We start from the raw sequence: 25,685 nt of genomic DNA, 5'->3' as shown, positions 1-25,685 counted from the left end.
TGCGGATTGCAAAGATTCGGGCCTCATTTTGTCGATAACTGTGATGCACGTAGCCGTCGATAGTTTTCGTCGGCAAGGCTGATAGATAAGAGGCGCTTGGTCAGGCGGGCGTTTGCGCCTAAAATCGCAGGCCGAGTCTCATCCAGTGAAGTTGGCATGCCTGATTTTTCCCAACGCTTCTTGTTCGACGACAGCGATATCCGCGGTGAGCTGGTCGGTCTGAACGACAGCTACAGCCATGTGCTGGCCAAACACAGCTACCCGCAACCGGTCGCTCAGCTGCTGGGTGAGCTGCTGGCCGCAGCCTCTCTGCTGATTGGCACAATAAAATTCGAGGGTCTACTGATCCTCCAGGCGCGCTCTTCTGGTGCGGTGCCGTTGCTGATGGTTGAGTGCTCTAGCGAAGGCGAGTTGCGTGGGATCGCGCGGTATCACGCTGAGCAGATTGGCGCTGATGCCAGCTTGCCTGAGCTGATGCCCGATGGCGTGCTGGCCATGACTGTTGACCCTAAAGCTGGGCAGCGTTATCAGGGCATTGTCGACCTTGAGGGTGAAACCTTGGCCGACTGCCTGACCAATTACTTCGCCACCTCCGAGCAGTTACCCACGCGTTTCTGGCTCAGTGCCGACGGCCAGGGCGCCCGTGGTCTGCTGCTGCAACAGTTGCCGGCCGACCGCTTGAAGGAAGCCGATGAGCGCGAAGCCAGCTGGCAGCATGCCATCGCCCTGGCCGATACCATCAAGGCTGAAGAGCTGCTGGGTCTGGATAACGAAACCTTGCTGCACCGCCTCTATCACCAAGAAGCATTGCGTTTGTTCGAGCCGCGCCCGCTGCAATTTGGTTGCAGCTGTTCGCGTGAGCGGTCCAGCCGTGCGCTGATCAGCCTCGGTCAGGCCGACGCTGAGGCATTGGTGCAGGAGCATGGTGGCCGCGTGGAAATCGACTGCCAGTTCTGTAACGAGCGCTACCTGTTTGATGCGGCCGACGTACTGCAGTTGTTTATCGATGGCAGCAGTGACGAACCATCGGATACGCGCCACTGAGACAAATAGCCGCAAACCGCGCCGCGGTGATCTGATCAGGAGCTGCACCTGCAGCCGGCTTTTCTGGCATAATCCGGCGCACTTTTTTCGCTGTAGTAGTGCGCCACTTTCTACTACAAAACGTTCGGAAGACTCGGCCGCTTGGCCGACGGGGACCCACATGACGCAAGCCAACAACGCCGTGCACACTGACATCAGCGCCGCCCAACTGGTCGAAGAAGCCCTTCGTCGCGGTGAAGGCGAGCTGGCCGCTAATGGCTCGCTGGTTGTTCGCACTGGCCATCGCACTGGTCGTTCGCCGGCTGACCGCTTCATCGTGCAAGAGCCGAGCACCGAGGCGAAAATCGCCTGGGGCGCGATCAACCGACCGTTCCCGGCCGACAAGTTCGACGCCCTGTGGGACCGCGTACAGGCGTTCTCCGATGCCCAAGACAGCTTCGTCTCCTACGTTCATGTAGGCTCTGCCGATGCGCACTACCTGCCGGTCAAGATGACCACTGCCACGGCTTGGCAGAACCTATTCGGCCGTTGCCTGTTCATCAACCCGGAGCAGTTCAATCCGGCGAGCAAAGACCAATGGCAAGTACTCAACGTGGCCAACTTTGAGTGCGTCCCCGAGCGTGACGGCACCAACTCTGACGGCTGTGTGATCATCAACTTCGCCGCTAAAAAGGTTCTGATCGCGGGCATGCGTTACGCCGGTGAGATGAAGAAGGCCATGTTCAGCGTACAGAACTTCCTGCTGCCGGACGCTGACGTACTGCCGATGCACTGTGCTGCCAACATTGGTGAAGAAGGCGACGTAACCCTGTTCTTCGGTCTGTCCGGCACCGGCAAGACCACCCTGTCCGCCGACCCGAGCCGTTACCTGATCGGTGACGACGAGCACGGCTGGGGTGTGGGCGTGGTGTTCAACATCGAAGGCGGCTGCTACGCCAAGTGCATCGACTTGTCTGAGAAGAACGAGCCGGTGATCTGGAAAGCCATCCAGTTTGGTGCCGTGCTAGAAAACGTCGTACTCGATGAGAATCGCGTACCGAACTACGCCGACGACAGCCTGACCCAGAACAGCCGTGCCGCCTACCCGCTGGAACTGATCGAGAAGCGCAGCGAGAAGAACCTCGGCGGCGAGCCGAATGCCGTGATCTTCCTGACCTGCGACCTGACCGGCGTGTTGCCACCAGTGTCGATCCTCAACGAAGAGCAAGCGGCTTACCACTTCCTCTCCGGTTACACCGCGTTGGTTGGCTCCACCGAAATGGGCAGCGGCGGCGGCATCAAGTCGACCTTCTCCACCTGCTTCGGCGCACCGTTCTTCCCGCGTCCAGCCGGCGAATACGCTGAGCTGCTGATCAAGCGCATCCGCGGCTTCGGTTCCAAGGTGTATCTGGTTAACACTGGCTGGACCGGTGGTGGCTACGGCGTGGGCAAGCGTTTCAACATCCCGACCACCCGTGGCGTGATCGCGGCTATTCAAAGCGGTGCACTAATCGGTACTGAAACCGAGCAGTTGCCGATCATCAACCTGAGCGTGCCGAAGTCGGTGCCAGGTGTTGAAACCAACCTGCTCAACCCGCGTAACACCTGGGCAGATCAGAACGCCTACGACGAAGCGGCTAAAGGTTTGGCGGGCTTGTTTATCGAGAACTTCAAAAAGTTCGACGTGTCCGCCGCCATCCGTAACGCGGGTCCACAGCTCTAAGCTGTAGCTCGTACGTTGAAAAACCGCCTTCACCGGCGGTTTTTTTATGCATGAGAAATCAATGTGATGGGCTGTAGGCGGCGCTTTAGCGGCGAGCTTCTCAGGGCTGCCGCGGCTAGCCGCTCCCACAACGAATAGGATCGTCAGAAACGGAAAAGCCACCCTGAGGTGGCTTTTTGTGCGTATCTGTAAGCAGATTAAGCACGTGGTTTACGTTGCATTGCATCTTGTTCGGGTGGCCGCTCTTCACGGCCTCAGTGTGGCTATGTAGTTGATTCGGGCCTCAGAACTAACGGGCTGGCAACTCAGGCTATTTCCAGTGCTTGTACCCCGTGGCTGTCGACTTGTGCATGGCTGGCTAGCGCCAGATAGGTGTCGATGTGTCACGGACAGCGCTGGGGCTTTCGAGTTGTATGGCAGCGTTAGCCTTTGGTCGGCACAGCTCACGGCGAACAGGCATGCTACCAACCGTTGTTCCCATCAGCCCGCTATTTGCAGGCGCCACTCCGTGTTGTTGGAGTGATGTGGTACGGCCATTTGGCCCTGATGAGCGATCTAGTTGGTAACCGGCAAGCTGCCGTTGAAACCAGATACCTGCATACTCGTTCCCTTTCTTTACCTACATGCATCCAATGTACCCCAGCAATCCCGGCTGCATTAGTTGGATTGGCAATAGCGCAATGTCTTGTAGGTCTTAATTGTTGTTTACCGCCGATGCGGTCAATGGAGTAACCGCTATGAGTACCCTCGAACGCGTATTTGGCTTTCAGCAACTGCGCCCAGGTCAGGAGCGGGTGGTGACTGCCGTGCTGGCGGGGCGTTCGGCGGCGGCGATCTTCCCCACCGGTTCAGGCAAGTCGTTGTGCTACCAGTTGCCGGCACTGCACCTGCCGCACCTGACCCTAGTGGTCTCGCCCTTATTGGCGTTGATGCAGGATCAGCTGGCGTTTCTGCATGGCCGAGGCATCAGCGCCGCCAGCATCGACTCGGCGCAAAGCCGCGAGGAGGCCAGTGCGGTAATGGCCAGGGCGAAATCCGGCGAGCTGAAGATTCTGATGATCTCGGTCGAGCGCCTGAAGAACGAGCGTTTTCGCAACTTCATCGCCCAGGTACCGATCTCTTTGCTGGTGATCGACGAGGCCCACTGCATTTCCGAGTGGGGGCACAACTTCCGCCCTGATTACCTCAAACTGCCGGATTACCAGCGCCAGTTCGGCATTCCCCAGGTGTTACTGCTCACTGCCACGGCGACGCCACCGGTGATTGCCGATATGCAGAAGAAGTTCGCTATCGCGGCAGATGATGTGGTCACCACCGGTTTCTACCGCGCCAACCTCAATTTGCTGGTCGAGCCGGTCAGCGGTGCCGATAAACAGCAGCGTTTGCAGCAATGGCTGGGCGCCAAAGCTGAGCAGCCGAGCATTGTTTACGTGACCCAGCAAAAAACCGCTGAGCAAGTGGCCGCGCGCCTGAGCCAGTGCGGTATTGCTGCCAGCGCTTACCACGCCGGCATGCCGCATGAGGCGCGCGAGGCGATACAGCGCCAGTTTATGGCGGGGCAGATTAACTGCATCGTCGCCACCATCGCCTTCGGCATGGGTATCGATAAGTCAGACATTCGCAACGTGGTGCACTTTGACCTGCCCAAATCCACCGAGAACTACAGCCAGGAAATCGGCCGCGCCGGGCGTGACGGCCAGCCATCCGACTGCCTGGTGCTGGCCAACCGCGACAGCCTCAACGTGCTGGAAAACTTCGTTTACGGCGATACGCCGGAGCTAGACGGCATTCGCTGTGTGCTCGATGAGCTGCTGAGTAGCAGCCAGGGCGGCGAATGGGAGCTGATGCTCAATCAGCTGTCCGAGCAGAGCAATATTCGCCAGCTGCCGCTGAAAACTCTGCTGGTGCAGTTAGAGCTGCGTGGCATCATCGCCCCGCGTTACGCCTATTTCGCCGAATACCGCTTCAAATACCTGCTAGAAACCGAGGCACTGTTGGCCAAATTCGACGGTGAGCGGCGGCAGTTTGTTGAGGCGCTGGTCAGTACTTCACAACGCGCGCGCACCTGGTCCACGGTGGATTTCGACCAGCTCTATGGGCAGCACCAAGCCGAGCGCGGCCGGGTGATCAAGGCGCTGGATTACTTCCAGGAAAAGGGCTGGATCGAGCTGGAAAGTAAGCAGATGACCGAGGTCTACGCACTGCTTGACCCCGCGTTTGATCCGGCGGCACTGAGCGCCGAATTACACGGCTATTTCAGCCAGCAGGAAGCCAGCGAAATTCGCCGGATTCACGCCATGCTCGCGCTGTTTGCCAGCGAGCAGTGCCTGAGCCAGCGTTTGGCTGCGTACTTCGGTGACGCCAATGCGCCGCAACAATGCGGGCACTGTTCGGTATGCCGTGGGCAGATTGCCCACCTGCCGGCGCCGCCGGCTTTGGCGCCGCTCAGCGAGAAGAGTTTGGATGAGCTGTGTGGCAGCTTTGTGCGCAAGCATCAGGAGCTGAAAGATTATGAGCCCAGCGCTGAGTGCTTGACGCGCTTTCTCTGCGGCATCAGCGTGCCGCTGTTTACCAAACTCAAGGCTCGCCAGCTCAGTGGTTTCGCGGCGCTGGGGGATTATCCCTACGCCGAGGTACGGGACTGGGCCGCTCGCCATAGAGCGCACGACTGATCGACCGCTTTGGTTTTAGGCCATTTACAGACCACGCATACCCTGCATCCATCACTGATAGCCGCGCGAGGGGCCGGTTAGCTCCGCGTCGACAACGCCTGTGCTTATCTTCTGGGCTGTCAGGGGCAGATCATGCGCCCACCGCTTGTGCACTGCTCAGTGTTATCCACCGCTGCCGTTTGCATGCGCACAGTAGCTTCGGAACTGACCACGAAACCGCGCCGGCTGCGGCAGATATCGCTGTATTCGTCGGTGGTGGCTTCTGACACCTCGCGGAAGCTACCGGCAACTTTTTTATGGTTGTACTTGGACGTCGAAACGAGCAAGTGATCGACCATGGGTACGATCAGCTTCATGCAGTACTGAACGCGGATTTTCAGCAGGTTGGCGTCTTGAATTGATACCGGGTTCTGTTGGGTGGGGCGGTACATGAGATTGTCGTTCGGAATGGCGTCCACATTCTCGCCATCACCCAGTAGGTTTGCGTGGCCTTCGGCCCATGCATCAAAGGCTGCGCTATCAGGGCTGACACGAGTAATCAGGACGAAGTTGTCGACCTCTTCAGCGGTGCGCTCGAGGGTGTTGGGGTTATCGAAGTGAGAGAACATCGGATACATGCCACGCAGCAGACCCCGACGCATGTCGGCGTACTGCGCATGGTTCATGGCGCCAATCCGCGCAGCTTGAAAGGTGGCGTAGTTCAGACCGTTTTTCGTTGAGTAGATCAATGCGGCTTGCACGGCACCGAAAATCAGCAAAATCAGCGCCGGGATGATGATGAGGAACTCCACCATTGCTTGAGCCTTCTGCGCTCGCCGGAACATCTTAAGGCTCCTTGACCGGGTCAGGGTCCGGTTGTGCGGTCAAGCGTAGTAGTTGCTCGGCATTGTGCAGTGCCTGTTCGGCGTGGGGCTGCTGGCGGTTGAGGTTGCGCTGCATTTCACTGGCGGTACGTAACGCTTCGCGCAATTGCACTTGTAGTAGGTTGTGCCATGCGCGGGCGTGTTGCGGGTCACGAACTAAGGCCTCCCGGTAGGCGCTGATTGCAGCGTTGACATCGCCCAGTCGAGCAAGGCTGTTAGCCATTTGGTAGCGTACGCCGGCATCGGTGGGCATGGCTTGAGCTAGGCGGCTGTAACCGTTGGCTGCCTGTTCATACTGCCCTGCTGCGTAGGCTTGGTCGGCACTCTTCTGTGTACTAACTAGGTCGGATGTTGGCAACAGGCCGGCGCAGCCGCTCAGCAGTAGGGCGCACAACGTGAGGATTAGATATCGCATAGCAAGTGATCTCCGGGTTCTATGCCTAGGCGTCGGGATTCTCCGGCAGCCAGTTCCAGTACGCTTGTGGCTCGCCAGCAGAGGCTGAACTGCCAGGGTGCGAGGGTATGGCGAATCTTTAGCACGCGCTGTTGGCTGTCGAGGTACAGCGCGTCAATTGCAAAGCGCATGAAGCAGCAGTGCACAGAGTTGCAGGGTTTAATCCACAAACCATGCCCCTGCGCCAAGGACCGCCGGCCGAGCAGGCCACGCAGCCGGGGAAGAGTGCTGAAGGCGAGCTCTAGCTGCAATTCCGTTGGCTTGCGTCCGGCGTGTTGATGGATCAGCTGGGCGTTCATGTCTGGCCCATGAACTTGACGACAATAGGGAACAGTAGGATCACGAAGGTCAGCGGGAAGATGAACATGATCAACGGGATGACCAGTTTCACCGGCGCCTGCATGGCGGTTTTCTCCGCACGCTGGAAGCGTTCCTCCAGGCGTTGCTGGGCCTGAATCTGCAAGGTGTTGCGCAAGCTGCTGCCCATCTTCTCGGCTTGGATCACAGATCGCACGAAGGTGGTGACATCCTTGAGATTGACGCGACTCTCCATGCGCTCCAACGCCTCGGCGCGCGGTAAGCCCGAGCGGATATCACGCAGCACGATACGAAACTCGTTCTTCATCGCGCCGTTAGGGCCTTTATCCACCGCTTGCTGCAGGGCGCCGAGGAAGTTCAGCCCAGCGTCCACGCACATGCTCAGGTACTCAAGAAACACCGGCAGATTACGGGTGATGTCGCGGTCGCGGCGCTTGTGCGTGTCGCTGATCCACATCATTGGCAAGGCGGCACCCATCAGCAGCATAAGCCCCAGCACCGGCCAGATAATGCCGGACTTACCGGTTGCCATGGGCACGGCCGCAACGATCGGGAAGAGCAGCGCCAAGGTAATGCAGAGCGCGAGGAAGTCTTCTGCGGTGAGCACATAAAGTGCGCCGGTTTTTTGCAGCTTGAGGTCCAGGCGATCCATGTGTTGCGGCGGGACGTTGCCGCAAAAAAAGTGGCTGATCATGCGTACCAGCGGCCAGATAGGCCGAACCCAGCCGGGCACCGGGTCCATGTAGGTGCGGTTCTCTTCGGGCAGAAGTGACAGCAGCCAGACGAACAGCAGCAGCGAACAGGTAACCGCGACGCCGAGGCCGGCGCTGCTGAGGAGAGCGAGCAGTTCAGTCATGGTTTAGGCGTCTATCCGGGTGATTCGTCTAATGGAAACAAAGCCCAGCACTTCCATAACCACCATCACGCACAACACCATTAGGCCGTTGCGGGTGGTATAGAGCTGGCTCATGGCCTCGGGTTCGATGGCACTAAGGATGCCGGCGAGGAACACCGGTAGCATCGCCATGAAGATGCCCTGGGCGCGGCCCTGAGCAGTCAAGCTGTCGATTTTGCCTTCCATCACGCGCTTGCGGCGCAACATCGCCGCCATGCTGTTGATGGTCTCCACCAAGTTGCCGCCGACCTCGCGGCTGATGCGGATGGCCGAGCTGGCCATGGTGAAGGAGGGCGTCGGGATGCGTTTTTCAAGCTGCAGCAAAGCATCTTCCAAGGTGACGCCCAAACGGATATTTTTGATCAGCAGGCCGAACTCTTGCGACAGCGGCGCCGGTGATTGCTGCACCACGTTCTCCAGCGCCATCGACAGGCTGGCGCCGGATTGCAGGCTGCCGGACAGCAGCATAAAGGCGTCCGGCAGTTGCTCTTCGAATTTCGCCAGGCGCTTCTTGTTCAGGTGTTTGAAAATCATCCGCGGTATGAACACCGCCACCACCGCGCCGCCCACCGTCAGCACCACAATTTGGAACAGCGCGTGGAGCAACAGCGGCACCAGCACCATCAGCATCAAGCTGACGATAAATAACTGGCGGCCGTTGGCGAAGATGAACATGTCCGCCATCTCGATTTCGGCGTTGCGCGAGAATTGTCGTTTGTAGAACGAAAAATAGTCCGAAATCCGATCGCCGAGTAGCACTGCAGCAATCCCAACCATCGCGCCGAGCGCGGCCAGGCAACCCAGTAGCAAGAGCTCGCTCATCGCGGAGCACCTTCGCGGAAAATTCCCAGATCAACTGGAATCCCGCGTTGCGCCAGTGCCTCATAGAACTCAGGTATTTGTCCGGTGGCCATGAAGTGGCCCTTAATCCGGCCATTCTCATCGAAGCCCGTTTGCTGGAAACGGAAGATTTCGTTGAGTTGAATGGTGCTTTGCTCCATCCCGGTGATTTCGCTGATGCTGGTTATGCGCCGGGAGCCGTCGCCGAAGCGGCTTTGTTGAACGATCAGTTGCACCGCCGAGGCGATTTGCTCGCGAATCGCTTGTACGGGCAGGTCCATGCCCGCCATCAACACCATGACTTCCAGTCGTCGCAACATGTCGCGCGGGTTGTTGGCGTGACCAGTGGTGAGCGAGCCATCGTGGCCAGTGTTCATTGCTTGCAGCATGTCCAGTGCTTCACCACCCCGGCACTCGCCGACCACGATGCGGTCGGGGCGCATCCGCAGGCAGTTGCGCACCAAGTCGCGGATGGTGACTTGGCCTTTGCCTTCCATGTTGGCCGGGCGCGCTTCCAGCGCGACCACGTGCGGTTGCACCAACTTCAGCTCGGCGGCGTCTTCCACGGTAACCACACGCTCTTCGATCGGGATGAAGTTGGAAAGGATGTTCAGTAGCGTGGTTTTACCTGAGCCGGTACCGCCAGACACGACGATGTTCAAGCGTTGCTCCACCGCGGTGCGCAGAAAGTCGACCATCTGCGGATTCACCGAGCCGTAGTTGATCAAGTCATCTGTGGTCAGCTTGTGGTCGGGGAATTTCCGGATGGTCAGACAGGCGCCGCGAAGCGCCAGCGGCGGGATGATGGCGTTCACCCGTGAGCCGTCTTTGAGGCGCGCATCGACCATGGGTGAGCTTTCATCGATGCGCCGACCCAGCGGTGAAATGATCCGCTCGATGGTTGAGAGAACGGCGGCGTTGGAGCTGAAGTTGATCGGCGTTTTCACCAGGCGGCCGGCGCGTTCAACGTAAATGTCGTTGTAGGCGTTGACCATGATCTCACTCACCGACTTGTCCGCGATCAGGTCTTCCAGCGGGCCTAGACCGACGGCTTCGTCGAGCACGATCTTGCGCAATGTTTCGGTATTTAGCGCCGGCATGCGACCGCCGACTTGGTTGAGAATCTCGTCGATCAGGTCAGAGAGGATCGTGCGCACCTGCCCCTGATCCATGCTGTCGAGGTTCATGCGGCGCAGGTCGAGGGCGCGGAACAGTTCAACCTGAACGAAACGCGACCACTCCATGTAGGACTGGTACAGGTCCTGCGATTCCTTAGCGTCGGATTCTTCTTGTGATTGGGCGTCTAGCAGGGCTGGGGCAATGCTCGGTGCGTCTTTGCTGAGTTCAGGTTGCAGAACCCGCACGCGTACTAGGTAGCCACCAATGGCAATGGCGTCCTCAGGTGCCAGAGGGCCGTGGCGTGACACTTGACTGCCGTTCACGCGAAGCTCGTAGCCGCGACTGACGTCTTCGACAAACAGGCCGGCCATGGATTGCTCAATGCGTGCATGAACCGCCGCAACCTTCCAGCCGCGCAGGCGGATTAAGCCGGTGCGCGCGCGTCCCAGTTCGCACTGGGCGCTGGTGCAGGTGAGTGTCTCCACCGGCTTGCCGTCACGGTAAGTGACTTCGATCTCGAACATGGGTGTGCCTTCAGTCAATCAGCTCGACGGAGCCGAAGTTTTCCTGGTAGCGCTGGAGCATCTTCTCTTCACGAGCGAGCTCTTTGGCGTTGGGCGAATCCGGTGCATCAGTGAGCAGGCGCGGGGTGATGAAAATCACCAATTCAGTGCGGTTGCCTTTGAAGCTCTTATTGCGGAAAAACGTGCCAATGAACGGCAGGTTTTTCAGCCAGACGATGCCTTCGTTGGCGGTTTGGCTGTCTTCGGTGACCAACCCGGAGAGCACCAAGGTCTCGCCGATTTTGAGCTGCACGTCGTTCTCAGTCCGGCGGGTTTTGAAGGCCGGGTACTCGCCGATTTGGTTGGCTTTGTCGAGCTGGCTGATCTCGGCTTTGACCTTGGTTGCAACTTGGTCCTTGCCGTACAGCTTGGGCTCGATGTTCAGCAGGATGCCGAAGTCTTTGTACTCAACAGAGGGGCCGCTGATGCTGCTGGTCACCACCGGTACTTCACCACCGACGGTCAGTTCGGCTTTGCCGCCGCTGCGTGCTGACAAACGCGGCGAAGCCAAGGTCAGTGCCGAACCGTTTCGCTCCAACAAGTTAATGCGCGAAGTCAGTTCGCTGGCAACCCCCCAGTAAGCATGTGGGGCGACGCCGCCGATAGTTTGGTTCAGAGCGTCGAACGTGCCAGTGCTGCTGGGAAACTGGCCGCGATATACGTTGTTGCTACCACCGTCAGCGTTGAACGCGAGGGTTGGGCCGTTGATCGAAGTGCTCCAGTTCACACCCAACTCTTCCACATCGTCCTTGGCGAACTCGGTGATGCGTACATCGAAGTAGATCATGGGCGAGTCGTATTCGGAGGCGGCTTGTGCCAGTACTAGAATGTCTTCGTAACGCTTCTGCACCAGCTCTATGCGATTCATATCCACTGCATCCAGTGCGCCATCGATGACGATTTGCCGCCCCACGGGCTGAATGCGAATACCTGGGATATGTCCTAGCATGGCGCGAACCTCTGCCAGCGCTTCGTCGGCATCGGCTCGGCCTGCGGCGCCGTTGTACTCTTCGGCCAGCACCACCACGTTGTCGTAGTACTTCACGGCCTCCTTGATCTGAGTGATGGCCTCTCGGCTCAGGCGGCCATCAATTACCACCTGCCGGCCGACCGTACGTAGGCGCACTCCAGGAATTTGCGACAGCATGGCGCGCAGTTCCGGCAGTTGACGATAGCCATTAGCTTTCACCACCACCACGTTCATCTGCGCTCGGGTACCGTCTTCGAACCAGAAGTGCACGGTGGTTTCGCCGCTTTCTTGGGCGGTCAGCACCACTTCTTCGTTTTTCAGCAGGGTAGCGCTGATGAGCTCTACGTTGCCCACGGCAACGCGCTCCACGCCGGGGGCTTCGAGGACGCGCACGTCGCCGTCGTAGAGCACCAGTGAGGACGGCAAGGAGTTTGCGTGAGCCGCCAGGCTCAAGAGCAGGGTGCCCAGTATTCCGACTAGAAATCGCATGGTGATTTGCCTTGTTGAATCGTGGTCATTCGTTGTGTCGCGGCCCCAGCGGGGGCCGCCGTTGGCTTATTCCAGACGCAAGGTCTGCACTGGCAATACGCCGGACTTGCCGGTGCCACCAGGGATGAACTGAATTGTGCGGTTGGCTTCACGACGCTGCGGGGTGCCGGCTACAGGTGCGCTTTCCACGCCGATCCGCACGTCTTTGGCGAGCACCTTGCCGGTGCTGTCGACGACCTTACCGTCGACTACCCGCCCGATGGCTTTGCCATCGGCGTTGTAAACGGTATCGCCGCGCACGGTGCCCAGTACGTTACCGTCGGCGTCGCGGACAACCAGTTCGGCGTCGCTCATCGGCTTACCGTCGCTGCCGAGCAGAGTTTGCTCGACCTTGCCCAGCACCTTGCCGTCGGCGCCCACTGCGACGCCGTTTTTGACGGTGCCAATGATTTTGCCGTCGGCGTCGATCAGTTGACCGTTGACCACTGTTCCGAGCACTGTGCCATCGGCGTCGCGAACCACTTCAGCGGTTTGCGCCAGCACGTTGCCTTGGGCATCAAGCAATTTGCCGTCGACCAGTTGTGCGCTGCTGCCGTCGGCACCGGGCAGTTGTGAGCGGCTCATGTCGATAATCCTGCCGCTGCTGTCCAGCGCGACATCGGTTTGCACCTCGCCGAGTTCTTTGCCATCCAGGCCAATGGCCTTACCGTCGGTGTAGGTGCCGATCACGTTGCCGAGTTGGTCCACCACCTTGCCGTCCACCACCTTGCCGATCACATTGCCGTCGGCATCACGCACCACTGTGGCACGCTCATGCAGGCGCAGCAGCGGGTCATCCTCGGCCAACCCACGGACGATACGGCCCATCACTTTGCCGTCTAGGCCGATGGCTTGACCATCGATAATGCGGCCGATGATTCGGCCGTTGGCGCCGACCACTTTGTCGCCAACGATACGTCCGAGGACCTTGCCGTCGGCGTCGAGCACCACGTCGACGGTTTCCGCCGGCAGCGGATCAAGCAAGCTCGAAACCATCACTTGGCCAAGCTTATCGGCGCTGGTGTCCTTAGGGTTGCGCAGCACTGCAACCAGCTCGCCGGCTTTCTCTGCCAGCTCAACGCGCGCGACCTGTTGTGGCGTGAGCGTCAGCGAGAGGGTTGAGAAGTTCATATTGAAGCCGTCGGGTGTGCTTCGATCGAAGTAGTTCTCGTACTTGCGGCCACCGGAGTCTTCGCGGCCAGCGGCCAACACCTCGATGTTTTCCAGAACCGTGATGACCACTTCATCGGAGTAGTTGAGCTGTTCCTGCATGCCGATGTCGGTGGCTGAGAAGGTGCCCAACAAATCAATGCGATCGCCGGGGCGGAGCATGCCGTCGAAGGAGTTGATTTTGCTGACTTTGACGGTCTTGACCCGTTTGCCCAGTTCGACTGTTTCGGAAAACCGCGACACGCCATCACGCTCCACGGCGTCCCAGGTGATCGGGCGACCGTTCTGCAGTGCCTGCAGGGTCATACGATTTTCAAGTTTGGGCCAGTCATCGGTGAGTACCGCATTGGAGGGCAAGTACTCACGCGGCATGTCCATGGCAGCAACGTTTTCGCGGGTCAACGATTGCGACTTGGGAATATCGACCTTTGGCACAATCACCGAGACTTTGACCTGGTCGACGGGCTTATAGGCGTCCCGGTATTGGGACTCCTTGGCCTTCAAGTATAGCCACCCGAGGGTTGCGGCAAGCACCCCGCAGCCGATAGCGATGATCAGCAGTTTTTTTCCGGAAACGGATGACATGTTGCTCCCCAATACTTAATCGGCCCAGTTGAGCCGGATCAAAATGTACGTTGCTCGACGAGTGTTCAAAGCCCACGGGTGTATCCCCGGTCGGCGGTTTATTTGCTAAGCATCCACTTCGATGTCACCGGGTCGTAGGTCGCTGTACTGAGACCGCCGCAGTCGCTGGCACTGGCATCGACGAAACCACCAGCACCTTTTATTGGACCAAGACTGAGACGCTGCGAGGGGTCGTTGAACTTGCTTTCCCACGCGCCGGAGAGCAGATCACCAGTCGCATAAATCGTGTTCCAGCCAGCTGGCATAACCAGGCATGGCTTGTAGCCGTCCCAGTTGCTGGTGGGGGCGACGTTGAATACCACGTTGACCAACTCTTCTTGCTGAGGGTCTTGGGTTTGGTCGAACGTGGGTTTTCCTTCTAACGTCTGCTTGATCGAATAGAGGCGGCCGTTGAGTTCGTAGCCGGTAACCTGAACCTTCCCATCCAGAATGTCGCTGGTCGTGCGCATCGGTTTGGCGCTGAGTCCGGTGGGCTGTGGGTCCAGTAGCTTGCGATCTGCGCTGGAGTAGTACTTACCTTTGTAGAGGTAGGCGAAGCCCACCACGTTGCCACCTAAGGTCATCGCCATCATCGGCAACTCGTTGCCGTTTTCGTCGACCCAGCGACGTTGGCTGGTGGCGCCCGGATAGAGGATGTTGCCGTCGGCGTCGACAAATACGCAGTCGCCGGCCGGCGTGCGCTGGCAAAATGCCAAGAAATCACCATTCTCATCGATCAGGGTGTCGCCCTTCATGCGCCCGATCGGCTTGTTGTACTGGTCGTACACCAGCTCGATCGAGGGCAGCTGTGAGTCTGCGTCGGGCAACTCCTCGTCGTAGGTCGGCGGCTTCTCCCCGTCGCCCTCACCTTCGGGCTCAGATTCGTTCTCGTTGAATTGCACCTTCGGGTTGTTGTAGACCTGAACCTTGTTCATTTCCCGTGACTGGTTTTCGTAGCCGTCGCGAACGTTGCTGTACAGCCGATTCACATCGCTGGTGGTAGCTACCAGAGCTGCACCGGTCACCCCGAGCACGACTAAGTACTCAGTCATGGATTGGCCGCATTGGCGAAAGCGATTCATCAACGATCCATCCTGTTGAGCAGTACCTGGGTTCGGCCTTGGGCGCGCAGCAGACCAACGGTCATGAGCTCACGGCCTTTGAGGTAGCTAAGGACGACCGCATGGTTCTGGGTGCTGCGTGACTCTAACGTCCAGCCTTGGGTTTGCAGTTCGGCCTCGTACCAGGCTTGGGTGCTGTGCAGGTCATTTTCACTGAGCAACAAGACCAGACGGCCTTTACGGATATCGTCGTCGCTGCGCATGTCGCTGATGACTTGCGCGTCATGGGGCACGGGCATGCCGCTGCCCAATGCGGTACTGCCGGCGTTGCGGGCTGGGGGGTTGGTCAACATCAGGTTGCCGTAGCTGTAGCGGTCGTTTTGAGCCTTAACCTGCAGCATCATCATGCAGTCCTTGTTGATGTGCAGAATCTGCTCCCAACCATTGAATTCGGTGTAGTCGACGGCGTCTTTCCATTGCTTGCCGTAATAGCTTTTGACTGCTTCAACGCTGGCTTGCACGCGGAAGCTGCGCCCGTTCAGGGCCATGTGGTTCCATTGCACGTTATTGCCCAGCGAGCTGACGAGCATGCCGTCCATGCGCGGGAAGTCGTCGTAATCGCAGTCCGCCTGAACACTCAGGCAGCACAGCAGGGCAAGGGCGGGTATGGGGCTTGGGCGCATAGTCAGTCTTTCGCGAAGTAGCAGTAACCAGTGAACTGGTTACAGTCGAAGTCGGTATCGGGCATGGGGTCGGTGTTGACCGGCGCAAAGTCGATTTCTTTGAAGGACGGCTCGAAGATGCCGATGATGCCGCGCAGGGTCTTCCAGATCGGGTTGTTCTCGACCGCTGTGCCGAGCACAAAGTTGCCGGCCTTGTCATGGAAGTGACTGTCGCTTTGCGCGACCCAGCCATCCGCCAACACTGCAGAGCGCGCCTTGATATCGAGATTACGCACGTGCCCTGGGAAGAGGTCTTGAGAGCCAAGCTTGCTGCCGGCCAAAGAAACAGGCAGCTCAACCTCAGACTTGTAAAAGTTGTGGATGGGATGGGCGACTTGGAGAAAGTCTTCGTCGCCTTGACCAAAGCTGAGAATGCTCACTACTTTAGCTACGCCGCCCATAACGTCGTTGTAGCTGTCGAGGATGGCGTAGGCGGTGGACGGCGTGCGCTCATTGCGTAGGCTGGAGTTGTCCGGCATCTCGCCACTGCTGAGCATGGATTGACCCTGGCCGTGGGTCCAACGCCAGAAGTGGTTGCTTTGGGTGCTGCTGTCGGCGCTGATGTCTTGCGGATCAAAGCTGTCGGCGGTGCTCTTGAACGACAGAATGCGGTGCTCGGCGGAGTTGAAAATCTGCGCGTCAGAGCGGGTCGCAAGGTGCCCCTCTGATGTGTCGATTTGTGTTGGCGTGGTTTCCCTGCCGCCGTTAGGGCCGTACCACACAGTGCGTTCCCATGCGGTGTAGCGGGCGACTTCTTGGGACTTGTAGGCCATGTCGGTCATCTTCGCGACTACCGGCACTAGCACGAATAGCAATAGCAAACAGCCCGCCGTCATCACGACGAACTCGGCCATTGCTTGTCCACGGTTAAGGCGCTGCATAGGAATCCAAGGCGCTGCCGATGCCTTCAACGGCTTTGTCGAGCACGGTGTCGGTGACGGTTTCGATGGCCGGTTTAGCAATCGGCTTGATCAAGGCTGGCAGTTTTTCCAGCAGGCGGTCACGGCCAGGATTGATCACGTAATCTGTGGCCAAACCGAGCATGAAACCGGAGACCGCTGACGGGGTGATGCTGTCCAGCCCCAGCACTTTGCGCAGGTCGATTTTGCCGGAGGCAATAAACTCCACGACTTTGCTGGGCTCGCGCAGGCGCGCATCCCAATAGGGGCTGTACTGATTGGGCGACTCATCGCGACCTGACGGTGGGGCAAAGTAAGTTTCCGCCGAGGAAATGCTCATCATCCGCTCGCCATCGCCCCACAGCAGTAGCAGCGGATTGTCCTGATCGCGCACTTTCTGGGTTTGCAGGGCAAAGGTACCGCGATTGATGTTTAGGCTTTCAGGGTTGTCGGCGGTACGTATCGAGCTCAGGGGCTTAGAAACCGCGACCGTAAACTCTTTACTGCGTCCAGTTTCGGCATGGTCCTCACCGAGCACGAAGAACGACGGCGAGCCGCTGTAGCCGTACTCTGTATCGCCTGGGCGGGCACCGTAAATGAACAGCGGTGGTACGAAGCCCCAGCCGTAGGTCACCGCATGCACCGGATGCATGGCTTCGCCATAAGGTCTTGGCTTGCCACTGATTAAACCTTGCGCTGGCGTGCCCCATTGCGTGGGCATTAGGTAGTTGTCGCCCTGATTGGTCACGAACTGATAAGTGGCGCCGCCCAACGGCAGGCCCAATCCAAAGTTGATGCCGTCGTCGAAAATGCTGATGCACCCCACCACCGGCATGCACAATTCAATAGCCAGTTTCAATTCCAGCTTGAAGCCCATTGAGCTGTAGTCGATGGAGCGCCAGCCGAACACCGGCATGCTTTTACCGGCAGCGGAAACGCTCAATGGGTTGTAGGTGTAGGCGGTACCGCCGTTGTTGAACACTCCAACCTGCAGGCCGAACTGGAACTTGATGTTGATGAACCCCAGCGGAATGGTTATTTCTGGTGTGCTGAGGTTGATCCCTGCAAACGGGCTGGTGGTGGGGTCGAAGCGACGGTCAGCCAGCCAAGTGTTGCGTTGTTCGTTAATTGTGGCGGCGAAGCGCCGCGACGCTTGCCGGGAACCCAAACCGTCCTTGGTGCCGGCGGCTGTTTTGCTATGCATTTCCGGGGCGAGGTTAACCAACATCGAACCGGGCGTGTGCGAGCCGACAAAGTCGGCTAGCAGATCGTCGGGTGCCTCTTCTTCAGTGCCCGCACCGCCTCCGGCTGCTCCACCGCCGGCCGCGCCGCCGCCAGCGGCATTGCCGCTGGCAGTTTGGGCACCACTGATCTGATCCAGCAGCATGTCCACCGGCAAGTAGTCGGCGAAGTAGGTAAGAATGAAGTTCTGCACGAGAAACAAACTGGAGAGCGGCGCCACTTCTAGGCGATCTCCAGGGCTCCCCTCAGGTCGTTCCATCTGGTGGCTGCGAACGATTTCGCCGGGTATTCGTGCTTGAGCCTCGAAGGTGGCGATGGCAAAGGCTTTTTGAAAGAAGCCCATGATGACGTTGAAGCTCGATACCACGTCTGGGTAGATCTTCATCACGGGGGTGGCCGCGGCGCGGACGCCGTAGCCAAGAATTTGGTAGGGCAGGGTAACGGCGTTGAGCACGTCGGCGATTGACGGCTTCGGCGGGATTAGCAGGATAGGCACCTGATACGCCGGGAAAGTGTTTACGAATGATGGGATTTCACTGTAGCGCTTGGCCCACGACATCAGTGCCACGACCTGTCCGAGGGACAGTTCGTTGGCGATGATCGCCCGGTTGGTGTAGGCAATCAGGTTCTGATGGCGAGCAAAAAGCTTGGCTTGCGAGTAAGCAGCAGCATCAGCAGCGTTTTCTACCTGCACGCGATCACGCGTGAGGATGCCCTGATTGAACACCAGAATCAGGGCTATCACGATAATGCCCATGAATAGCAGGCCAAATACCATGGCCTGCCCGCGCTGCTGCTTCACTGCGTCGCCTCCCTGCTAAGCCGCGCTTACTTGCGCTCTTCTTGCTTGAAGTTGCTCAGGTTGTGCTTGGTCTCGGCGGCGCCTTGGGCTGAAGCGCCGGTAGCCGCTGCGGTGCTTTTCGCTTCGCCGCCACCCAGCTCAGCCGCCATGTCGCCGACCTGCTCGCGCACGGTGCTGCCGAACAGGTTGTAAACCACGATGGCGGAGATCGCGATCAGGGCCACGATGATGATGTATTCAGTCATGCCTTGGCCAAGCTGACGGGTACGCGATTTGATCGACATGGAATTGCCCTCGGGACTCTGCAGAGTCGTGTGATGTTTATAAGTACAAGTAAGCGCGATAAGCGCCTGCTCGTTATTGACGGGCAAGTGCTATCAGCGGCCGATAGTTGCGCGACTTTCTTGGTCTCGAAAAGTTGCAGTCCCGCGTCGGTTTTTGACAGTAACGTAGGCCGACATAGAGCGCCCCCCCTGTTCAGATAGGTTCGGCAAAGATGGTGTGTTGGGGTGCGCGCGGGCTTATCGTGCGGCATGTTTTTTGCGCATGTCATGCCGTAGTCGAGTTGTCGCGCAACAATAATGCGTTACTCTCGGCCCGCTTAAGCCAAGCCAATACCGGCTGTGGTCATCGCGCCATGCGCGTTACAACACTGCATTTATTTCCTGGGGGGAGTATGTTTTGGTTGAGTAATTTTCGATCAACTAAAAATCGAATTAGTTGTTTTTTTGCTGCTATTTCATCTGCTTTTCGCCGATTTTCACTGATTTTTGTCCTGTGCGTGTCGCCTTTCGGGGCCGTGTCCGCAGCCTTGGACGAGGGGGCGACGGCCCCACTTTTGACCCTTCACGCAGATGGGCAAACGCTCGAACTGACTCAGGAGCAGCTTCTGGCATTGCCTCAGCAGCGGATTACCACCACTGCAGCCTGGCTGGAAGGAACCAAGGTGTTTGAGGGGCCGCTGGTGCGCGATGTACTGGCGCTGTTGGATGTTGAGCTGGGCGCCACGACGACTGTGACGCTGCGGACGCTGGATGACTACGAGATAACAGTCAGTCTGGAGGATTATCTGAGTTGGGATGTGATCATCGCCCATAGCATGGATGGCACTGCACTTTCGTTGCTCGACTATGGCCCTCTGTGGGTCGTTTATCCTCGCGACGACCATGCTGCATTGCAGGATTCGCGCTTCGATCATCGCTGGGCTTGGATGTTGAACAGCATCACCGTTAAACCTTAAGGAAGAGGCAGAACGCTCCTATGTCAGCCTGTATTTTGTGCATTGAAGATGAAGTCACGCTATTGGCTGACCTGGTTGAAGAATTGAATGCTGCCGGTTACCAGGTCATCGCTGCACACTCGGCTGATGAGGCATTGCTACTGCTGGAGCAGCAGCGCCCTGATTTGGTGCTGTGTGATGTCATGCTCGGTGGTGACAGTGCGCGGGACGGTTATTTTATTTACCACTACATTCGTGAGCAGCGGACTGACTTGGCAGATCTGCCGTTTATCTTCCTTACGGCGCTGGGGCAGCGCAGTGCCTTGCTGGACGCCAAGCGCATAGGCGTCGACGACTACCTGGTCAAACCTGTCGATTACGACATGCTGCTTGCTACCGTCAGTTCGCGGCTTGCACAGGTCAAGCGGTTGAATGGCTATTCGCTAAGCCGCCAAGGCAGTTTTCGTGAGCGTCTGCAAAGCATCTTCGCCCAGCTGCCGGGCGCGGTGTTGTTGTGTGACTCCGCGGGACAGTTGTTGTACGCCAACCCGATGGCGCAGCGCTTGGCGCAGGATGAGGGCGTTTGGACGCAGGACAGCCGTGGGCGACTGTGCTGGTTGGACATCACACCTGGCTCTTTGCAGACCTTTCAGCAGTACGCCACAGAGCTGAGTGCTGCTGCTTCCGGCGAGCGTCGGGTGCTGGCACTCGAGCGCTACAGTCACGCAGGTGCGGTGTTTATCAGTGTGTTGAGCTTGACTTCGGAGGTGCAGGCGCTGACTGACTCGACCGACAATCTGTTGGCGGTGTTTGTGTCCTGTGCGCAAAGTCGTTCGTTGCCAGAGTTGGAGACATTGCGCCTGATCTTCGCCCTGACGCCAACTGAGGCGCGGGTTGCCTTGTTGTTGGCGCAAGGGCAGCGCACGGATGAGGTGGCGCTTGCGTTGGGAGTCTCAGCCAGTACGGTGGCGTTCCACTTGCGTAATCTATTCTCGAAAACCGCAGTGACGCGTCAAGCGGATCTGGTCGCTCTGGTGCTGAGCGCCGGTTGGGCGCTGCCGGATTTGTCCGGTGCGGTGGCCCTAACGCCATGAGTCTGGAAGCTCAAAGTCGACAGCGGCTGCAATGGGCGGCGGTAGCTGCCGTGCTCTGTTTTGTCGTGCTACTCGGCTATACGCTCTACAAGCTACAGCGCTTGCAGGTGGAGTTGAGTACTGATGTTGGCGAGAACATGGTGTGGGCATTAAGCCAGGCGGTTTATCAAGGAGGCATGCTGCACCAGGCAGCACTGATTTCACCTACTGCGGCCAGTCATGCCGCGCAAGTTTTGCATCGCAACCTGCTCAAGGCCCGGCTAAAGATGCTCACCAGTGGTGGGCAATACGACTACATGAAGCGGGCGGGGGTTTTGTCAGAGTTGCAGCGTGCGGTGAGCATGCTTGAGCAGTCGCAGCTGGACTATGGCGGCGTGCAGAAGCTGATACAGCAGGTCGGTAATAAGGTGATGCTATCTGAGCGTGATATCGCCGGTGCGCGGCGTGATGCTCACCGCACATTGATGGTGCAGGTCATGCTTGCCGTGCTGGGCGTATTGCTTGCAGGCACCTTGCTGGGCTGGCAATTACTGAGCAGCCAGAGGCGCGCCAACGCCAGTTATGTAGAAATTGCCCGGCAACATGCGAAAACCCGTGAGTTGCTTGAGGCATTACAGCAGGAGCGGGCGAACAAGCTGCGTTATCGCGACTTCGTTTCATTGATGTCGCATCAATTGCGCACGCCGTTGGCGGTAATTGACTCAAGTGCGCAGCGTCTGCTGCGGCAGTTCCATAACGATGGACAGGTGCAAAATGTGAGTGATCGCTCTCTGCGCATTCGCAAGTCGGTTTACCAGCTCAATCAGCTTATAGGGCGTGTACTCGAGGGGTTGCGATTGGATGAGGATCTGGTTAGTAGCGGTGATCTGGCCTCTCTGGAGTTGCGCCGTTGTGATTGGCGAGAAGTGGTTGTAGACGCATTGGAGCGTTTCACTGAGTTACCAGTTTCGCGCTCTATTGAGTTGAGTGGTCTGGCTGTAGCTCAGGGCGAGGCCGCGCTGTGGGTCGACTGTGACCGTATGTGGTGCGTGGAAATTCTTAATAACCTGTTGTCCAATGCCGACAAATACAGCCCTGCTGGGCTGCCAATAGACGTGGCGGTTGAGGTGGCTGAGGGCACCTTGTATTGCCATGTGCGCGACTACGGGCAAGGGATCGCTGAGGGTGAGTTGGCGCGTGTATTCGAGCGTTTTTATCGGGGTGAGCAAACCCAGAACAGCGTCGGAGTCGGCTTGGGCCTTTCGATAGCGCAAACGCTTGCACACTGGCATGGCGGTAGTTTGACCGTGCGTAATACCGAGCAGGGCGGCGCGTGTTTTACCTTGGCACTGCCCGTGAGCACTACTGAATCAGCGCTTTTGCCGTCCTAGGTTCTGGGGTTAGGGCCTTTGTGCTGCTTGGCCTTGTTCTAAGGTCCATTCCAGCACCTCGCGGGCCAGTTGGTCGCTGGCCTGACCGAAGGCGTCGACTACGGCTGGCACCGAGGTGTCGTTGGCCGTTTGGCTGACGCTGAATCGGTGGCTGGCGAGGATGCGTCGCGTGCCACTTTGAACCAGTCGCGCTTCGAACAGGATGCGCGTGACCGGCTGGCCGTTCTGGTATTCGCTGTTAAAGGCGCGCAGGTCTCCGTTCAGTTCAAGGTCAGCCTGTAGGCGTGCGCTATCACTGCTGACTGCTTTGAGGCGGCCGTCATCGAGGAAGGCATCGATCAGCCGGTCGCGCAGCAGCAGCGGCGCGCGGTCACTCCAGCGTACGCCCTGATAGACACTGATCTGATCGCCGGGCGGCAGTACCGCAATCCGCGTGCTGTCGAGCAATTGGCTGCTGTACGGCGTGTTCACCCGCAGCGCCCAGTCGACGCTGGCTTCATGGCGGGGCAGGTTGGTGGCAGGCAGGCGGTAGGTGCTTAACACCTGGCTTTTCGGCAATACCGAGCAGGCGGCCAGGCTGCCAAGCAGCAACAGGGTGGCGAACAGGCGGAAGCGGCTCATGGTTGAAACTCCTTGATGGTGTCGCTGCGCAGCAGGTAGCCGGCCGGGTCTTCCTCCAGGCGGCGGGCGAAGGAGCGCAGGCTGCTGAGGGTTTCGCGCAGCTCGGCAATGGTCGGGCTCAGTTCGCCAATGCCCTGCAGGCCGCCGTCTAGCGCGCTGCGGTTGTCTACTAATAACTGTTCGACAGTGTTGCTGCTGCGCTCCAGCGAGGCCATCAGACGGCTGGCGCTGTCCATGGCCTCGCGGCCCTGGCCGCTGAGCAGTTGGTTGGCGTTTTGCATCAGGTCGGCGGCTTCCTGGCTGGCTTTGCTCATCTGCTGCAGGGCCTGGCGTAGTTCATCGCGCTGTGCAGCAACGCTCGCGCTGGTTTGCTCGATATTTTCTAGGGTGCGGGTAATACGCCCGATATTGTCACTGGAGAACAGCTGGTTGGCGCGGTCGAGCAGGCGCGTGACGCTGACGACCAGGTCTTCACCGTTAGCCATCAACCGCGACAGTGGCGAGGGGTCGGCGATGATTTCTGCGCGTTTGTTGTTCTGGCTTTCGAGTATCGGGCTCTCCGGGGTGCCGCCGTGTAACTGGATCAGCGCCGCGCCGGTAATCCCGGTAATCGACAAGCGGGCGCGGGTGTCTTGCTTGATCGGCGTATTGGCGTCGACCCGGATATGTGCGCGTACCTTGCGCGGATCTTGCGGGTCAAGGCGCAGGCTGATCACGTCGCCAACCTTGATGCCGCTATATTGCACCACGCTGCCTTTAGACAGGCCGCTGACGGCCTCGTTGAAAATCACGTCATAGTCGCGCAGTTCCTGATCCGATCCGGCGTTGCTCAGCCACAGGGCAAAGCCCAGCCCGGCTGCCGCCATTAATACGGTAAACAGGCCAATCAACACGTGGTGAGCACGCGGTTCCATTTAGTTTCTCCCTGGCGCGCCGCTGGCCGCCTGTTCGGCTGCGCGCCCGCGCGGCCCGTGAAAGTACTGGTGAATCCAAGGGTTGTCGGTGGCGGCTACGACGTCCAGGCGGTCGGCCACCAGTACGCGTTTTTCTGCCAGCACCGCGACCCGGTCGCAGATGGTGTAGAGCGTGTCGAGATCGTGGGTGACCAAAAACACGCTGAGACCCAGCGCATCGCGCAGGGTCAAAATCAACTGATCGAAGGCCGCGGCACCAATCGGATCAAGCCCGGCGGTGGGCTCGTCGAGAAATAGAATCTCCGGCTCCAGCGCCAGTGCGCGGGCCAGGGCCGCGCGCTTGATCATGCCGCCGGACAGCTCGGTCGGGTATTTGTCGCCGGCGTCGCGCGGTAGGCCGACCAGTGCCAACTTAACCTGAGCCAGGCGCTCGGCAGCTGCGCGGTTGAGGTTCGCGTGCTCGATCAACGGCAGGGCGATGTTCTCGGTCACGGTCAGCGAGGAAAACAGCGCGCCGCGTTGATAGAGCACGCCGAAACGCCGTTCCAGCTGTGAGCGCCGTTCGGGCGGCAGGCTCAGCAGTTCTTCATCGAACACCCGCACACTGCCGGCGTTAGCGCGGCGCAGGCCGAGAATGCTGCGCAGCAGCACCGACTTGCCGGTGCCCGAACCGCCGACCACACCCAGTACTTCACCGCGATAGAGGTCCAGGTCCAAGTCTTGATGCACGGTCTGGCTGCCGAAACGATTAACCAGCTGGCGCACTTCGATAATGGCTTCGTCTGTCACCAGCCCATCTCCATCAAAAATAGCGCGGCGAGGGCGTCGATCACGATCACCACAAAAATCGATTGGACCACGCTGGAGGTGGTGCGCTCACCGACCGATTGTGCGCTGCCGGTGACTTTGAAACCTTCCAAGCAGCCGATTACGGCGATCAGGAAGGCAAACACTGGCGCTTTGGCCATGCCGACCAGAAAGTGTTTGAGGGCGATATTTTCCTGCAGCATGGCCAGGTACATGGCCGGGGAAATATCCAGGCTCAGGGCGCACACCACTGCGCCGCCGAGAATGCCGCTGAGCATGGCAATAAAGGTCAGGATCGGCAGGGCGATCAGTAAGGCAAATACCCGTGGCAGCACCAGCAGCTCCAGCGGGTCGAGGCCTAGGGTGCGGATGGCGTCGATTTCCTCGTTGGCCTTCATCGAGCCAATTTGCGCAGTAAAAGCACTGGCCGTTCGGCCGGCTATCAAGATGGCGGTGAGCAGCACACCAAATTCGCGCAGGAAGGAGAACGCCACCAAGTCGACGGTGTAGATGCTCGCGCCAAAGTCCGCCAGCACCGTGGCGCCGAGAAAGGCCACCACAGCGCCGACCAGAAAGGTCAGTAGGGCAACGATGGGCACGGCATTCAGGCCGCTCTGTTGCAGGTGCGCGACCAGCGAGGTGATACGCCAGCGCTTCGGTCGCAGAGTGATGGCGGCCATTGCCGTCAGGGTCATGCCGATAAAGCCAAGCAGCGCCATGCCTTGCTGGCAAAGCTCTTCCAGGGACTGGCCGATTTGGCCGAAGAATTCGCGCCAGGCCGCGATGCGTTTGACCGGCGCGGCATCCCCAGCCTCGGCGATGGCGTTACCGACGGCCTGCAACAGCGCACGACGTTCGCTGGCCAAGCCCGGTGCATCCTTGGCCAATTTCGCCAAGCGCTGGCTACCGAGTAACTCCACCAGCAGGGCGGCGCCGGCGGTATCGAGTGCGCCGAGTTCTTGCAGGTCGACGCTGGCGGTGCTGCCCAGGGTGTCGCGCTGCGTCAGCACCTCAGCTTCTAGGCGGGCGTAATGCGCCAGCGTCCAGTCGCCACCGATGCGCAAGCCAGCGGGCGCATCCGTGCGATTGGATTCAAGCGGAGTCATAAACGGGGCTGTACTCATGGGCACAGCTTAACCTTGTCGTCGGCGTTACGCCCACCTGATGCCGCT

Annotated in this window: 23 protein-coding genes; 6 read left to right on the top strand and 17 right to left on the bottom strand. The window is 58.9% G+C overall.

Translation table 11 applies throughout. The features are described from left to right. The first annotated feature begins 156 nt into the window (after positions 1 to 156). From hslO to BMZ32_RS06285, 3 genes are all read left to right on the top strand, one after another. Positions 157 to 1,044 carry an Hsp33 family molecular chaperone HslO gene (hslO, locus tag BMZ32_RS06295; protein WP_090240622.1) on the top strand — a complete coding sequence of 296 codons (888 nt, stop codon included), beginning with the start codon at positions 157 to 159 and terminating at the stop codon, positions 1,042 to 1,044. Between the two features lie 160 nt (positions 1,045 to 1,204). Further along, positions 1,205 to 2,746, top strand: a complete 1,542-nt coding sequence (locus BMZ32_RS06290; protein WP_090240620.1) for a phosphoenolpyruvate carboxykinase — start codon at positions 1,205 to 1,207, stop codon at positions 2,744 to 2,746. A gap of 737 nt (positions 2,747 to 3,483) precedes the next feature. Continuing rightward, the gene (locus tag BMZ32_RS06285) at positions 3,484 to 5,418 is read left to right on the top strand and encodes a RecQ family ATP-dependent DNA helicase (RefSeq protein WP_090240618.1); all 1,935 of its coding nucleotides are present in this window, start codon (positions 3,484 to 3,486) and stop codon (positions 5,416 to 5,418) included. A gap of 119 nt (positions 5,419 to 5,537) precedes the next feature. Here BMZ32_RS06285 and BMZ32_RS06280 read toward each other — a convergent pair whose 3' ends face one another. The 13 genes from BMZ32_RS06280 to BMZ32_RS06220 form a co-directional block, all read right to left on the bottom strand. Next, positions 5,538 to 6,242, bottom strand: coding sequence for a TadE/TadG family type IV pilus assembly protein (locus tag BMZ32_RS06280; RefSeq protein ID WP_090240617.1), 705 nt, complete (start codon positions 6,240 to 6,242; stop codon positions 5,538 to 5,540). Between the two features lies 1 nt (position 6,243). Beyond that, positions 6,244 to 6,696 (bottom strand): tetratricopeptide repeat protein, encoded by a 453-nt coding sequence (locus BMZ32_RS06275; protein WP_090240615.1) that lies wholly within the window; start codon positions 6,694 to 6,696, stop codon positions 6,244 to 6,246. Further along, positions 6,684 to 7,034, bottom strand: coding sequence for a DUF192 domain-containing protein (locus tag BMZ32_RS19760; protein WP_090240613.1), 351 nt, complete (start codon positions 7,032 to 7,034; stop codon positions 6,684 to 6,686). The genes BMZ32_RS06275 and BMZ32_RS19760 overlap by 13 nt, the downstream gene beginning before the upstream one ends. Continuing rightward, entirely contained in the window at positions 7,031 to 7,909 is an 879-nt protein-coding gene (locus BMZ32_RS06265) for a type II secretion system F family protein (RefSeq protein WP_090240611.1), read from the bottom strand. Before BMZ32_RS06265 ends, BMZ32_RS19760 begins: the two co-directional genes overlap by 4 nt. A 3-nt stretch (positions 7,910 to 7,912) precedes the next feature. Beyond that, a complete protein-coding gene (locus BMZ32_RS06260) occupies positions 7,913 to 8,770 on the bottom strand; it encodes a type II secretion system F family protein (RefSeq protein ID WP_090240607.1) in 858 nt (285 codons plus the stop codon). Beyond that, entirely contained in the window at positions 8,767 to 10,431 is a 1,665-nt protein-coding gene (locus tag BMZ32_RS06255; protein WP_090240605.1) for a TadA family conjugal transfer-associated ATPase, read from the bottom strand. The genes BMZ32_RS06260 and BMZ32_RS06255 overlap by 4 nt, the downstream gene beginning before the upstream one ends. Positions 10,432 to 10,441: 10 nt before the next feature. Then, positions 10,442 to 11,929 carry a type II and III secretion system protein family protein gene (locus BMZ32_RS06250; protein ID WP_090240603.1) on the bottom strand — a complete coding sequence of 496 codons (1,488 nt, stop codon included), beginning with the start codon at positions 11,927 to 11,929 and terminating at the stop codon, positions 10,442 to 10,444. 66 nt (positions 11,930 to 11,995) lie between these two features. Next, positions 11,996 to 13,723, bottom strand: a complete 1,728-nt coding sequence (gene cpaB / locus BMZ32_RS06245; RefSeq protein ID WP_090240601.1) for a Flp pilus assembly protein CpaB — start codon at positions 13,721 to 13,723, stop codon at positions 11,996 to 11,998. 98 nt (positions 13,724 to 13,821) lie between these two features. Continuing rightward, on the bottom strand, positions 13,822 to 14,844 hold the full coding sequence (locus BMZ32_RS06240) for a hypothetical protein (protein WP_090240599.1): 1,023 nt from the start codon (positions 14,842 to 14,844) through the stop codon (positions 13,822 to 13,824). Next, the gene (locus tag BMZ32_RS06235) at positions 14,844 to 15,506 is read right to left on the bottom strand and encodes a hypothetical protein (RefSeq protein WP_090240598.1); all 663 of its coding nucleotides are present in this window, start codon (positions 15,504 to 15,506) and stop codon (positions 14,844 to 14,846) included. Before BMZ32_RS06235 ends, BMZ32_RS06240 begins: the two co-directional genes overlap by 1 nt. 2 nt (positions 15,507 to 15,508) lie before the next feature. After that, complete coding sequence (locus BMZ32_RS06230; protein ID WP_139213939.1) at positions 15,509 to 16,399, bottom strand: hypothetical protein; 891 nt, start codon at positions 16,397 to 16,399, stop codon at positions 15,509 to 15,511. Between the two features lie 13 nt (positions 16,400 to 16,412). Next, the gene (locus BMZ32_RS06225) at positions 16,413 to 18,488 is read right to left on the bottom strand and encodes a pilus assembly protein TadG-related protein (RefSeq protein ID WP_090240595.1); all 2,076 of its coding nucleotides are present in this window, start codon (positions 18,486 to 18,488) and stop codon (positions 16,413 to 16,415) included. Between the two features lie 26 nt (positions 18,489 to 18,514). Next, a complete protein-coding gene (locus BMZ32_RS06220; protein WP_090240594.1) occupies positions 18,515 to 18,772 on the bottom strand; it encodes a Flp family type IVb pilin in 258 nt (85 codons plus the stop codon). A gap of 281 nt (positions 18,773 to 19,053) precedes the next feature. Between BMZ32_RS06220 and BMZ32_RS19310 the strand changes: the two genes are divergently transcribed. Genes BMZ32_RS19310 through BMZ32_RS06205 form a run of 3 tightly spaced genes read left to right on the top strand, consistent with a single transcriptional unit; the run spans position 19,054 to position 22,171 of the window. Continuing rightward, positions 19,054 to 19,728 (top strand): putative pterin-binding protein, encoded by a 675-nt coding sequence (locus BMZ32_RS19310; protein ID WP_167376720.1) that lies wholly within the window; start codon positions 19,054 to 19,056, stop codon positions 19,726 to 19,728. A 20-nt stretch (positions 19,729 to 19,748) separates the two neighbouring features. Continuing rightward, positions 19,749 to 20,801, top strand: a complete 1,053-nt coding sequence (locus tag BMZ32_RS06210) for a response regulator (protein WP_090240592.1) — start codon at positions 19,749 to 19,751, stop codon at positions 20,799 to 20,801. Continuing rightward, on the top strand, positions 20,798 to 22,171 hold the full coding sequence (locus BMZ32_RS06205) for a sensor histidine kinase (protein ID WP_090240590.1): 1,374 nt from the start codon (positions 20,798 to 20,800) through the stop codon (positions 22,169 to 22,171). Before BMZ32_RS06210 ends, BMZ32_RS06205 begins: the two co-directional genes overlap by 4 nt. 9 nt (positions 22,172 to 22,180) lie before the next feature. Here BMZ32_RS06205 and BMZ32_RS06200 read toward each other — a convergent pair whose 3' ends face one another. From BMZ32_RS06200 to BMZ32_RS06185, 4 genes are read right to left on the bottom strand one after another with little or no spacing between them, the layout of a single operon-like run. Then, positions 22,181 to 22,792, bottom strand: a complete 612-nt coding sequence (locus tag BMZ32_RS06200) for an ABC-type transport auxiliary lipoprotein family protein (RefSeq protein WP_090240589.1) — start codon at positions 22,790 to 22,792, stop codon at positions 22,181 to 22,183. Next, positions 22,789 to 23,706, bottom strand: a complete 918-nt coding sequence (locus BMZ32_RS06195; protein ID WP_090240587.1) for an MlaD family protein — start codon at positions 23,704 to 23,706, stop codon at positions 22,789 to 22,791. The genes BMZ32_RS06200 and BMZ32_RS06195 overlap by 4 nt, the downstream gene beginning before the upstream one ends. Beyond that, positions 23,707 to 24,495, bottom strand: a complete 789-nt coding sequence (locus tag BMZ32_RS06190; RefSeq protein ID WP_090240586.1) for an ABC transporter ATP-binding protein — start codon at positions 24,493 to 24,495, stop codon at positions 23,707 to 23,709. Further along, positions 24,492 to 25,637: an ABC transporter permease gene (locus BMZ32_RS06185; RefSeq protein ID WP_090240584.1), complete on the bottom strand. Its 1,146-nt coding sequence runs from the start codon at positions 25,635 to 25,637 to the stop codon at positions 24,492 to 24,494. Before BMZ32_RS06185 ends, BMZ32_RS06190 begins: the two co-directional genes overlap by 4 nt. Between the last annotated feature and the right edge of the window lie 48 nt (positions 25,638 to 25,685).

It is taken from the genome of Pseudomonas guineae (assembly GCF_900113745.1).
GTDB lineage: Bacteria > Pseudomonadota > Gammaproteobacteria > Pseudomonadales > Pseudomonadaceae > Aquipseudomonas > Aquipseudomonas guineae.
This window is presented reverse-complemented; position numbering and strand designations above follow the sequence as displayed.